General features: G+C 55.6%; 9 protein-coding genes. 7 read left to right on the top strand and 2 right to left on the bottom strand.

The window, feature by feature from the left end; all coding sequences use genetic code 11:
• Window positions 1-10: 10 nt before the first annotated feature.
• From glgP to PGR23_RS11715, 3 genes are all read left to right on the top strand, one after another.
• Entirely contained in the window at window positions 11-2,458 is a 2,448-nt protein-coding gene (glgP, locus tag PGR23_RS11725; RefSeq protein ID WP_047047942.1) for a glycogen phosphorylase, read from the top strand.
• A gap of 217 nt (window positions 2,459-2,675) precedes the next feature.
• A complete protein-coding gene (locus PGR23_RS11720) occupies window positions 2,676-3,023 on the top strand; it encodes a type II toxin-antitoxin system RelE/ParE family toxin (protein WP_045394830.1) in 348 nt (115 codons plus the stop codon).
• Window positions 3,023-3,322, top strand: coding sequence for a helix-turn-helix domain-containing protein (locus PGR23_RS11715; RefSeq protein WP_045394831.1), 300 nt, complete (start codon window positions 3,023-3,025; stop codon window positions 3,320-3,322). The genes PGR23_RS11720 and PGR23_RS11715 overlap by 1 nt, the downstream gene beginning before the upstream one ends.
• 345 nt (window positions 3,323-3,667) lie before the next feature.
• On the opposite strand, the gene glpD is transcribed toward PGR23_RS11715, so the two are convergent.
• Complete coding sequence (glpD, locus tag PGR23_RS11710) at window positions 3,668-5,176, bottom strand: glycerol-3-phosphate dehydrogenase (RefSeq protein ID WP_020077778.1); 1,509 nt, start codon at window positions 5,174-5,176, stop codon at window positions 3,668-3,670.
• A 206-nt stretch (window positions 5,177-5,382) separates the two neighbouring features.
• On the opposite strand from glpD, the gene glpE reads away from it, so the two are divergent.
• From glpE to PGR23_RS11695, 3 genes are read left to right on the top strand one after another with little or no spacing between them, the layout of a single operon-like run.
• Window positions 5,383-5,712, top strand: a complete 330-nt coding sequence (gene glpE / locus PGR23_RS11705; RefSeq protein ID WP_015369349.1) for a thiosulfate sulfurtransferase GlpE — start codon at window positions 5,383-5,385, stop codon at window positions 5,710-5,712.
• A gap of 52 nt (window positions 5,713-5,764) precedes the next feature.
• Window positions 5,765-6,595, top strand: a complete 831-nt coding sequence (gene glpG / locus PGR23_RS11700) for a rhomboid family intramembrane serine protease GlpG (RefSeq protein WP_396279338.1) — start codon at window positions 5,765-5,767, stop codon at window positions 6,593-6,595.
• A 19-nt stretch (window positions 6,596-6,614) separates the two neighbouring features.
• Entirely contained in the window at window positions 6,615-7,373 is a 759-nt protein-coding gene (locus PGR23_RS11695) for a DeoR/GlpR family transcriptional regulator (RefSeq protein WP_015369351.1), read from the top strand.
• Window positions 7,374-7,379: 6 nt separating this feature from the next.
• On the opposite strand, the gene malT is transcribed toward PGR23_RS11695, so the two are convergent.
• Complete coding sequence (gene malT / locus PGR23_RS11690; protein WP_045394833.1) at window positions 7,380-10,085, bottom strand: HTH-type transcriptional regulator MalT; 2,706 nt, start codon at window positions 10,083-10,085, stop codon at window positions 7,380-7,382.
• Between the two features lie 621 nt (window positions 10,086-10,706).
• On the opposite strand from malT, the gene malP reads away from it, so the two are divergent.
• Window positions 10,707-13,097, top strand: a complete 2,391-nt coding sequence (malP, locus tag PGR23_RS11685) for a maltodextrin phosphorylase (protein WP_396279339.1) — start codon at window positions 10,707-10,709, stop codon at window positions 13,095-13,097.
• Window positions 13,098-13,102: the final 5 nt, after the last annotated feature.

Genomic DNA, 13,102 nt, shown 5'->3' with positions numbered 1-13,102 from the left:
AGCTATGGCTATGAATGCACCCTTTAGTTATGCATCACCCACGCTGAGCGTTGAGGCGTTAAAGCATTCTATCGCGTATAAGCTGATGTTTATCATCGGCAAAGATCCGGCGATCGCCAACAAACACGAATGGCTGAACGCCACCCTGTTCGCCGTTCGCGACCGCATGGTCGAGCGATGGCTGCGTTCAAACCGCGCCCAGCTGTCGCAGGAAGTGCGGCAGGTTTACTATCTGTCGATGGAGTTTTTGATTGGCCGCACCCTCTCTAACGCGCTGTTGTCGTTAGGGATTTATGAAGATGTGAATAATGCGCTGGCCGATATGGGGCTCGATCTGGAAGAGCTTATTGATGAAGAAAACGACCCCGGTTTAGGCAACGGCGGTTTAGGGCGCCTGGCCGCCTGCTTCCTCGATTCGCTGGCGACGCTGGGTCTGCCGGGCCGCGGCTACGGTATTCGCTACGATTATGGGATGTTCAAGCAGAACATCGTCGACGGGCGACAGAAAGAGTCGCCGGATTACTGGCTGGAGTACGGCAACCCGTGGGAGTTCGAACGCCACAATACGCGCTATAAAGTGCGTTTCGGCGGCCGCGTGCAGCAGGAAGGGAAAAATACCCGCTGGATAGAGACCGAAGAGATTATCGCCGAAGCCTACGATCAGATTATCCCCGGTTTCGATACCGATGCCACCAACACCCTGCGTCTGTGGAGCGCGCAGGCCAGTAGCGAAATCAACCTCGGTAAATTCAACCAGGGCGACTATTTTGCGGCGGTGGAAGATAAGAACCACTCCGAGAACGTTTCACGGGTGCTGTACCCGGATGACTCCACCTATTCCGGGCGCGAGCTGCGCCTGCGTCAGGAGTATTTCCTGGTCTCGGCGACGGTACAGGATATCCTCAGTCGCCACTACCAGCTGCACCGCACCTACGACAATCTGGCGGCGAAAATCGCCATTCACCTCAATGACACCCACCCGGTGCTGTCGATCCCTGAGCTGATGCGTCTGCTGATCGATGAGCACAAATTTAGCTGGGATGAAGCCTTCGAGGTGACCTGTCAGGTCTTCTCCTATACCAACCATACGTTGATGAGCGAAGCGCTGGAGACCTGGCCGGTCGATATGCTGGGGAAAATCCTGCCGCGCCATCTGCAGATTATCTTCGAGATTAACGATTACTTCCTCAAGACGCTGCAGGAGCAGTATCCCAACGATACCGCGCTGCTCAGCCGTACCTCCATCATTGATGAATCTAATGGGCGCCGGGTACGTATGGCATGGCTGGCGGTCGTGGTCAGCCATAAAGTCAACGGCGTATCCGAGCTGCATTCGCGCTTAATGGTCGAGTCGCTGTTTGCCGAGTTTGCGAAGATTTTCCCGATGCGTTTTACCAACGTCACCAACGGCGTTACGCCGCGGCGCTGGCTGGCGTTGGCAAACCCGCCGCTGTCGCAGGTGCTGGATGAGAATATCGGCCACACCTGGCGCACCGACTTAAGCCAGTTGAGCGATCTGCTACAGCATATTGATTACCCGACGGTGAACCAGGCGGTGCGCCGCGCCAAGCTTGAGAATAAGCAGCGGCTGGCGAACTATATCGCCCAGCAGTTGAACGTGGTGGTCAATCCTAAGGCGCTGTTTGATGTGCAGATCAAACGCATCCACGAATATAAACGCCAGCTGATGAATATCCTGCACGTCATCACCCGCTACAACCGGATCAAAGCCGATCCGCAGGCGGAGTGGGTGCCGCGAGTAAATATCTTCGCCGGTAAGGCCGCGTCGGCCTACTATATGGCGAAGCATATTATTCATCTGATCAACGATGTGGCGGCGGTGGTGAACAACGATCCGCAGATTGGCGATAAGCTGAAAGTGGTGTTTATCCCCAACTACAGCGTGAGCCTGGCGCAGCTGATTATCCCGGCGGCGGATCTCTCCGAGCAGATCTCGCTGGCGGGAACGGAAGCGTCCGGTACCAGTAATATGAAGTTTGCGCTCAACGGCGCGCTGACCATTGGTACGCTGGATGGCGCTAACGTCGAGATGCTGGAGCACGTCGGCGAGGACAATATCTTTATCTTCGGTAATACCGCGGAACAGGTGGAAGCCCTGCGCAGCAACGGCTATAAACCTCGCGATTACTATGAGCAGGATGAAGAACTGCATCAGGCGTTGACGCAGATTGGCACCGGCCTGTTCAGCCCGTCGGAACCTGGCCGCTATCGCGACCTGCTGGATTCGCTGATCAACTTTGGCGACCACTATCAGGTACTGGCGGACTATCGCAGCTACGTTGATTGTCAGGATAAGGTGGACGAGCTGTACCGCCATCCGGAGGAGTGGGCCAATAAAGCGATGATGAACATCGCCAACATGGGCTATTTCTCATCCGACCGCACGATCCAGGAGTACGCCAAACATATCTGGCATATCGACCCGGTTCGTTTGTAATCGGTTAAGCATCAGCAAAACGGGGCCAAAACTGGCCCCGTTTCTGTTTGTGTAGCGAACGTTTTATTCGGAAAAGTGCCGGGAGGGATTCAGGCTATTGCGGGAATATACTATTGACGTGAATTTGCCAGCAGTACGATAAATGCTCAAATAGTTTACGTTCATAGCCTAATAGCTATAATGTTGATGATAGCCTTTAGGCTATGAGGGATCGTCTATGTGGGATGTAGAAACGACGGATACGTTTGATACCTGGTTCGAATTACAAAGCAGAGCTTTAAAAGAGGATATGTTGGCCACGATGCTTATCCTGTCTGAGTTTGGTCCGCAGCTTGGGCGTCCGTATGTTGATACGGTAAAAGGTTCAAAGTTTCAGAATATGAAAGAACTTCGGGTTCAGCATCATGGGCTCCCAGTCCGCGCCTTTTTTGCTTTTGATCCTCTTCGGAAAGCTATCGTTTTATGTGCGGGCAATAAGGATGGCATGAATGAGAAACGTTTTTACAAAGAGATGATTACCCTGGCTGATAGAGAATTCAGCCAGCACCTGACTAAGGAGCGATAATGGGCACGCTAAAAGAACTCATGGCGAAACAGAGTCCTGAAAGCCAGCAGCGTATTGCAGCGAAAGCGGCAGAGATACGCCAGTCTGTCGCTTTAAACTTGCTTCGCGAAGAGTTACAAATTTCACAAACGGAGATGGCTGCGGCTATGGGGGTTAAGCAGCCAACGATCGCTAAAATGGAACAGGCTGATAACGACCCGAGGCTTTCGACCCTAAAGCGCTACATTGCGGCCTTGGGTGGGGAACTAAGTATAAATGTCACGTTGCCGACTGGAAAAAAAGTCTCGTTTAATTTGTGAATCGGTAACCCGGGTCAGGCGCAAGCCGTAGATACGGTTATCGGTTGGCAACTGTTTTGGTTCGGGAAAAACGTGTATTTTGTGTTAATTCAGAGCACATTGCGCTCCCAGTCTTCCGGGAACGTCTCAGCGATTTTGAGGCCACCAACACCGGTGGTTTTAGTGGCCATGGGTACAAGATAGAGATCTTAAGCTCACCTTGGCACTGTCCGTAGGCCGGATAAGGCGCAGCCGCTATCCGGCGCAAAAGCGGCGCTTTACCCGCGGTTATTGCCCCGCTCGCGGGGCTACAGATTTGCGCTGTGATGTAGCCCGGGCCAGGCGTCAGCCGCCGCCCGGGGTATGTCAGGACGCTAACGACAGTTCAGACTTTCCCGTATGTTGCGCCAGCCACTCGCTGATACGCGCCTGCTGCTCGGCATTCAGCCACATCCCCTGTTTGGTACGGCGCCAGATAGCGTCATCCAGACTGCGAACCCACTCGTGTTCGACCAGGTACTTCAGCTCGGCTTCATAAAACTCGTGGCCAAAATCTTCTCCCAGATCGGCAAGCGAAGTCGCTTCGCCAAGGATCCACTCGCTGTTGCTGCCGTAGGTGCGGGCGTAGTGGCGGGCCATTGATTCGCTGATAAACGCGAAGCGACGGCGCAGTTTCGCCGCATAGTCGTCGCGGTCGCCGCCGATATCGCCGCCGGGCAGAACGGCGGTTTTGGTCCACGCCGGGCCAATCCCCTGATAATACGGCGTCAGTTTTTCCAGCGCATGTTCCGCCAGTTTACGGTAGGTGGTGAGCTTGCCGCCGAATACCGACAGCAGCGGCGCCTGACCGTTCTCATCGTGAATATCGAGCGTATAGTCGCGGGTAATCGCCTGCGGTGAGTCGGATTCATCGTCGCACAGCGGACGCACGCCGGAGTAAGTCCAGACGATATCGTCGCGCGACAGCGTCTTTTTAAAGTGCGCGTTGTAGACGTTCAGCAGGTAGTTGATCTCTTTATCATCGATCGCCACCTCTTTCGGATCGCCGTTGTACTCGACGTCGGTGGTGCCGATAATCGAGAACTCATCCATCCACGGGATGACAAACACGATACGTTTATCTTCGTTTTGCAGGATATAGGCCTGCTTCTGGGTGTGTACGCGCGGCACCACGATATGGCTGCCTTTGATCAGGCGGATGCCATACGGCGAGCGCAGATGCATGCCTTCGTCGAAGAAATGTTTCACCCACGGGCCGGTGGCGTTAACCAGACCGCGCGCGTGCCAGGTGAATTTTTCGCCGCTATCGATATCTTCCGCTTCCACCACCCACAGGCCGTTTTCGCGTTTTGCCGAGATAGCGCGGGTGCGGGTGCGAACTTCGCCGCCTTTACGTACCACCATCTGGGCGTTGGCAAGAACCAGACGCGCATCGTCGACCCAGCAGTCGGAATATTCGAAACCGCGCACGATTTCCGGCTTAAGTACCGATTCCGCGCCAAAGCGCAAACCGGTCGAGCCCGGCAGGCTGGTGCGTTTGCCGAGGTGATCGTATAAAAACAGACCGATACGAATCATCCACGCCGGGCGCAGATGCGGGCGATGTGGTAAGCGGAAGCGCATCGGGAAGGCCAAATGCGGCGCCATTTTTAATAACACCTCGCGCTCCGCCAGCGCTTCGCTGACCAGGCGGAATTCGTAGTGTTCCAGATAGCGCAGGCCGCCGTGAATCAGTTTCGAGCTGGCGCTTGAGGTGGCGCAGGCAAGGTCTCTCGCTTCCAGCATCAGCACGGATAAACCGCGCCCGGCGGCGTCTGCCGCGATACCGGCACCGTTGATGCCCCCGCCTATCACAATCAGATCTTTGATTTCCACGCTCGCACCTCGTTCGCTTTCGTTTAAGCTCATAAATGTTCGATATCGCTCACTATAGCAAACAAACGCGCTTTTGGTAACATCAAAAAAACATTTCAGAGTGATGCATGTAACATATTGGCGTTTATTTACCGCCTGACGGTACACTAGCGGGTAAAATCAGGGTCGGTCACCGCCCGTCATGAAGTGCAATAGAGAAGAGAATCATGGAACAATTTGAATGTATCAATGTAGAAGAAGCGCATCAGAAACTGCATCAGCAGAAGGCGGTGCTGGTCGATATCCGCGACCCGCAAAGCTATGCCATGGGGCACACGCCGGGCGCGTTTCATCTGACCAACGATACCCTGGGCGCTTTTATGCGCGATAACGATTTTGAGACGCCGGTGATGGTGATGTGCTACCACGGCAACAGCAGTAAAGGCGCCGCGCAGTATCTGCTGCAGCAGGGCTTCGAGAACGTCTACAGCGTCGACGGCGGTTTTGACGCCTGGCATCGTCATTTCCCGGCGGAAGTCGCGCACGGCTCGCTATAAGCGCGGTACGGTATATACTAGCCCCCTTTGTGTGGAATAAGCGATCCGCTGTATGTTAATGATTACCTCTTTTGCCAACCCGCGCGTGGCCCAGGCGTTTGTCGACTATATGGCGACGCAGGGGGTCATCCTGACTATCCAACAGCACACGCAGAGCGATGTCTGGCTGGCAGATGAAAGCCAGGCCGCGCGGGTGCAGACCGAGCTGGCCCGTTTTCTCGAAAACCCGGCCGACCCGCGCTATCTCGCCGCCAGCTGGCAATCGGGGCATACCAATAGCGGATTGCATTATCAACGCTTCCCGTTTTTAGCTACCCTGCGTAACAACGCCGGGCCGTTTACGTGGGCGATTTTGCTGGCCTGTATCCTGGTCTTCATACTGCAAAACGTTCTGGGCGATCAGACGATGATGATCTGGCTTGCCTGGCCCTACGATCCTTCGCTGAAATTCGAAGCCTGGCGCTATCTTACCCACGCTTTCATGCACTTCTCGCTGATGCATATTCTGTTTAACCTGCTATGGTGGTGGTACCTCGGCGGTGCGGTGGAGAAGCGCATCGGTAGCGGTAAGCTGGTGGTGATTACCATTATCAGCGCTCTGCTGAGCGGATTCGTCCAGCATCAGGTTAGCGGCCCGTGGTTCGGCGGTTTGTCGGGGGTAGTCTATGCATTAATGGGCTATGTCTGGCTGCGCGGCGAGCGCGACCCGCAGAGCGGTATTTATCTGCAGCGTGGTCTGATCCTCTTCTCTTTAGTGTGGTTAGTGGCAGGATGGTTTGATGTTTTCGGCATGTCGATCGCCAATGGCGCGCACGTGGCGGGCCTGGCAGTCGGGCTGGCGATGGCGTTTGTCGATACGCTAAATGTGCGAAAACGAACGTAGAGATTCCCAGGGATATTTCATGAAACAAACACAACGTCATGACGCGATTATCGAGCTGGTAAAAAAACAGGGATACGTCAGTACCGAAGAACTGGTGGAGCAGTTTGCCGTCAGCCCGCAGACTATTCGTCGCGACCTGAATGATTTAGCGGAACAAAAAATGATCCTGCGCCACCACGGCGGCGCGGCGATGCCTTCCAGCTCGGTCAACACCTCGTGGCACGACAGGAAAGCGACCCAGACGGCGGAAAAAGAGCGTATCGCGCGGAAAGTGGCGAGCGAAATCCCCGACGGCGCAACCCTGTTTATCGATATCGGCACAACGCCGGAAGCGGTGGCCCACGCGTTGCTCGACCATAATGACCTGCGGATTGTGACCAACAATCTCAACGTCGCAAATACGCTGATGGTGAAAGATGATTTTCGCATTATCCTTGCCGGCGGCGAGCTACGCAGCCGCGACGGCGGGATCATCGGCGAAGCGACGCTCGATTTTATCTCCCAGTTCCGCCTCGACTTCGGCATTCTCGGTATTAGCGGCATTGATAGCGACGGTTCGCTGCTGGAGTTTGATTACCATGAAGTGCGCACCAAGCGGGCGATTATCGAAAACTCGCGCCACGTGATGCTGGTGGTGGATCACTCGAAGTTTGGGCGTAATGCGATGGTGAACATGGGCAGCATTAGTATGGTCGATGCGGTTTATACCGATATCATGCCGCCCGCAGGCGTGCTGAAGGTGATTAAAGACAACAACCTGCAGCTGGAGCTTTGCTAAACGGCGTTATACGCCGTATCCCATCATTTTGAGCAACCGCTGGGCATGCTGAACGGCATCCTGGCGGTGCGCGACGCCCAGTTTCTGATACAGATTGCGAATATGCGTTTTAATCGTGGTGGCCGCGACATCGAGTTCGCCGGCGATCTGCTCGTTGCTGTAACCGGAATAGATTAACCCTAACACCTGCCACTCGCGCTGGGTCAGCGGGCTGGTGCGGATAAGCTCCGGCACTTCCGGGTGGTTTAACAGCCGTTCGACGAAGCTCTCGTCAAAGTGGGCGAATTTATGCCGATGATGCTGGTTAATATCGCGCAGGATGCGCTGCGCGCGGTGCTGCTCAAGCTCCGGCAGCGTATTCAGTTGAATCAGCTGGCGCAGCTGCTGGGCCATGGCTTCCCCTTCAATCACGAAGTGGTTAATAAAGCCGGTGCGGTTAGCGAGGGTTAAGGCTTCCATTAACACTTTTTGCGCCTCACCCTTGCGATCCGCCTGCCAGTACAGCTGGTTCAACAGCAGCAGGTTACGGTTGATATCGCTCATCAGCCGCAGCGAGCGGGCGTTTTCATTTAACTCTTCCAGCACCATTTCGGCGGAATCAAAATCACCGAGCAGGATCTGCGCGCGGGCAATGTTGCGCCACTGGCTTTGCAGGAAGTGGTTATTAGCGAATTCAGGTTTCGGCGTCTGGCGCAGCCAGTTGGCCGCTGCGGTTTTATCGCCGGTCATCTGCCAGTAGATCACCCGTACTTTGTCGGCGTTGGAAACCCAGTCGCTGTGATAGTGGCCGTTGCCCAGCAGATTCTCCAGTCGGTTTAATAAGCTGCGGGCGTTATCGAGATCGCCGCGCGCCAGCGAGCACTGCACCATCAGCGCCAGGCACTGCAGCTGCTGTTGCGGCTGGTAGTTTGCCAGCACCGCGATGCCGCTGCGGGCGCTCTCTTCTGCTTCATCAAGACGCGCCCATGCCCACAGCAGCTGCGCGCGGATGCGCAACAGGAACTCATGCATCGGCAGCTGTTCAAGATGCTGATCGCGGATAAGCTGGAAAGCTTTATCCTGAATCTCCCATGCCGCCTGCAGGAAGCCCTGGGCAAACAGAATCTCGCTCTGCTGGATCATGCTCCACAGGGCGTAGTGCCAGACGTCATGACGGCGAGCCATCTGTTCTGTTTGCTGCATCACCGCCAGCGATTTGCTCAGGTGGCCTTTGCAGTGCAGCACTTCGCCGTGAACGGAAGTGGCGACGATGCGGCTGTAATAGCTCGCCAGCGGCAGTTCATCCAGCGCCACCATTGCCAGACGCTCGGCTTCGTCCTGATCGCCGGCGTTGATTGCGACCTGCGCGCGCAGGGCGTTGAAATCGCCGTGCATCGCGGTATCCATTTCGACATCCATCTCCTGTTCGGCGCGGGCCAGCAGGGTATTCACTTCGCTATAGCGATGCTGGCTCTGCATCAGCCAGGCCTGCAGCAGGATCAGCCGCGGGTTTTCCAGCAGGTTCGACCACGGCAGCGCCGCCAGCGATTGTTCCAGCAGACCCAGCTCGCTGTGGTTGAACATGCCCCAGGCGTGGTTGAGCAAAATATCGCGCAGCATGGCGGCATCGCCAGCGGCAAGCGCATGATGGATGGCTTCGGTGGGGAATCCCTGCGCCATCCACGCTTCGGCGGCGGCGCGGTGAATTTCCGGTAGCTCGGTGGCCATTTCCCACTGACAGCGCTGGCGCAGGAAGTTGCCGAATAGCGGGTGATAGCGGAACCACTCGCCGGAGTCATCCATTCGGTGCAGGAACAGCCCCTGACGTTCGATCTCTTCCAGCTGCATCTGGCCGTTCTCTTCGCCGGTGACGCGGACGATAAGCGCGTCATTCATCGAGCGCAGCAGCGAGCTTTTTAACAAGAAGCTGCGGGTACGGGCATCGACGTTATCCAGCACTTCATCGACCAGATAGTCGGAAAGGTGGCTGGCGTTAATCCCGGCGAGACGACGGGCGGAGTGCTGGGCTGAGGTGTTTTTCTGCCGGGCGGAGAGGGCGATGAGCTGCAGGGCGGTGGCCCAGCCGGCGACGTCATCGCACAGGCGACTGCTGTCATCGGCTTCAATGGGGGAGGCGAGGCGGCAGTCAAAGAACTGTTTCGCCTCCTGATGAGTAAAAGCCAACTGTTGGCTGCCGATTTCCAGTAACTGCTCGCGCACCCGCAGATTGGCGATCCCCAACTGCGGCAGGTTGCGCGACAGCACTACCAGCGTCATGGTCTCTGGCTGATGGCGCAAGAAGAAGCGCATGGCGTCGTGGATCACCGGATTGGTAATCAGGTGATAATCATCAATGACCAGGTACAGCGGACGCTGCCAGTCGGCAAGCTCAATAAACAGCTGCGCAAACAGCGACGGCAGGCTGGCGTACTGGCGCTTTTGCACCATGGCTTCGCTGGCGGCGCAGTGGCCGCCTGTCGCCTGTTGAATCGCTGCAATCAGATAGCTGGCGAAGCGCTCTTGTTGATTATCGCCTTCATCGAGCGAAAACCAGCCAAGGTCATGCTTACCCGAAGCCCACTGCGAAACGAGCGTGGTTTTGCCGTAACCTGCCGGGCTGGTCACCAACGCGAGACGATAATTGTTCGCGCCGGAAAGTTTCGCCAGCAACCGTTCGCGAACCACAGTGTGTTCAAGACGGGATGGACGACTTAATTTTGACGGAATCAACATAGTTCACTTTTTCGCTGTGCAAGAAAGGGATGGGGATTTTTTTTGCGCTTCGTAATTAATGACTCCTAAGGTCGGCGATAATGAAAGTTATTGCAAGTTATGTCCAAAATTGATGCTCTTGAATTTGCTCTGGGTCACAATTTCTCGCTTCGGTTTTTAATTAGCTTTAAACCGGTACCAGTACGCGCCATGCCTCGGTTTACGACGGTTTCGTCCGGGACGAAATTACTTTACACAGTGTTTTTCGTAGTTGATTGTTTTTATTAAATTATCGTCAGTGGATTCTTAGGGTTAATCTATTTCACGTATTTTTGTCATGGCATCTTTTTATTCTGTCAGTTGTTTGTTTTTTATTTCACGATAATGGTACGAGCAAATTTTGCCTGGCGATATGAATTGCGCTGTAACAAATTTGCCGTTCGTCGCGCTGGCGAAATTATTGTTCTACACGCGCAATAAGGCGGCGAATTCCCGACGACGAGCTAACGTTAAAGTGGCCGCGATCACAATTTTCGCTCATCCCCGCTACTCCTCCCTGTCTAATCCCCCTCGGGAGGAGGCAGCGGCATCAGGAGGTCGGCACACTAAGGCTAACGTTTTAGTAAAGGACCAGGATTTCTTATGTCACAGACTTCTTTTAACCAGGCTCAGTTTCAGGCTGCACTGACGCGTCAGTGGCAGCGTTTCGGTTTATCGTCAGCCGCAGAGATGACTCAACGCCAGTGGTGGCGCGCGGTCAGCGGCGCGCTGGCGGAGCTTTTGGCGGCGCAACCGGCGGCGGAAGCCGTTAAAGGACAGCGCCACGTTAACTACATTTCGATGGAGTTCCTGATCGGTCGCCTGACCGGTAATAACCTGCTCAACCTGGGCTGGTATGAAGGAGTGAGCGAGACGCTGAAGGCGTATGACATTCAGCTGACCGACCTGCTGGAAGAAGAGACCGATCCGGCGCTGGGCAACGGCGGCCTGGGCCGTCTGGCGGCCTGCTTCCTGGATTCTATGGCCACCGTTGGCCAGTCGGCGACCGGTTACGGCCTGAACTACCAATACGGTCTGTTCCGTCAATCCTTCGCTGACGGCCAGCAGATGGAAGCGCCGGATGACTGGGGACGCGGCAGCTATCCGTGGTTCCGCCACAACGAAGCGCTGGATGTGCAGGTGGGTATCGGCGGTAAAGTCAGCAAAAGCGGCGAATGGCAACCGGCTTTCGTGATTACCGGCGAAGCCTGGGACCTGCCGGTGCTTGGCTATCGCAATAACGTCGCGCAACCGCTGCGCCTGTGGCAGGCGAAGCATGCCCATCCGTTCAACCTGACGAAATTCAACGACGGCGATTTCCTGCGCGCGGAGCAACAGGGTATCGACGCCGAAAAATTGACCAAGGTGCTGTATCCGAATGACAACCACCTGGCGGGGAAAAAACTGCGCCTGATGCAGCAGTACTTCCAGTGCGCCTGCTCGGTGGCGGACATTCTGCGTCGCCACCATCTGGCTGGCCGCAAGCTGCATCAGCTGGCGGATTATGAAGTGATCCAGTTGAACGACACCCACCCGACCATCGCCATCCCGGAACTGCTGCGCGTGCTGATTGATGAGCACCAGATGAGCTGGGACGATGCGTGGGCCATCACCAGCAAAACCTTCGCTTACACCAACCATACCCTGATGCCGGAAGCGCTGGAGTGCTGGGATGAGAAGCTGGTGAAGGCACTGCTGCCGCGTCATATGCAGATAATCAAAGAGATTAACGACAGATTTAAACTGCTGGTGGAGAAAACCTGGCCGGGCGATAAGCAGGTGTGGGCGAAGCTGGCGGTGGTCCATGATAAACAGGTTCGCATGGCCAACATGTGCGTGGTGAGCGGCTTTGCGGTCAACGGCGTCGCGGCGCTGCACTCCGATCTGGTGGTGAAGGATCTGTTCCCGGAATATCACCAGCTGTGGCCGAACAAATTCCATAACGTGACCAACGGCATTACGCCGCGTCGCTGGATTAAACAGTGTAATCCGGCGCTCGCTGCCCTGCTCGATAAGACGCTGAAGAAAGAGTGGGCCAACGATCTCGACCAGTTGATCAAGCTGGAGACGTACGCCGACGATGCCAAATTCCGTCAGGTTTATCGCGACATTAAGCAGGCGAATAAAGTGCGTCTCGCTGAGTTCGTGAAGCGGCGTACCGGTATCGACATCAACCCGCAGGCGATTTTCGATATCCAGATTAAGCGTCTGCACGAGTACAAACGCCAGCACCTCAACCTGCTGAATATTCTGGCGCAGTATAAAGAGATCCGCGAAAACCCGCAGGCCGACCGCGTACCGCGCGTCTTCCTGTTTGGCGCCAAAGCCGCGCCGGGCTACTACCTGGCGAAGAATATTATTCTGGCGATCAACAAGGTGGCCGAGGCGATCAACAACGATCCGCTGGTGGGCGATAAGCTAAAAGTGGTCTTCCTGCCGGATTATTGCGTATCGGCGGCGGAAATGCTGATCCCGGCGGCGGACGTCTCCGAGCAGATTTCTACGGCGGGTAAAGAGGCCTCCGGTACCGGCAACATGAAGCTGGCGCTGAATGGCGCGCTGACCGTCGGCACCCTTGACGGCGCCAACGTTGAAATCGCCGAGCAGGTTGGCGAGGACAATATCTTTATCTTCGGCCATACCGTAGAAGAAGTTAAGGCGCTGAAAACGAAAGGCTACGATCCGCTGAAATGGCGCAAAAAAGACAAACTGCTGGACGCGGTGCTGAAAGAGCTGGAGAGCGGAAAATATAGCGGCGGCGACAAACACGCCTTTGATCAGATGCTGCATAGCCTGCTGCAAGGCGGCGATCCGTACCTGGTGCTGGCTGACTTTAGCGCTTACGTCGCGGCGCAGAAGCAGGTGGATGAACTGTATCGCGACCAGGAAGCCTGGACCCGTGCGGCGATCCTCAACACCGCGCGCTGCGGCATGTTCAGCTCCGACCGTTCTATCCGTGATTATCAGCAACGTATCTGGCAGGCAAAACGCTAAGGACA

It is taken from the genome of Klebsiella sp. 141162 (assembly GCF_050600755.1).
In the GTDB taxonomy this organism is placed as follows: Bacteria; Pseudomonadota; Gammaproteobacteria; order Enterobacterales; family Enterobacteriaceae; genus Klebsiella; species Klebsiella aerogenes.
The sequence above is the reverse complement of the archived record's forward strand: the minus strand, read 5'-3'. Positions and strand labels throughout refer to the sequence as shown.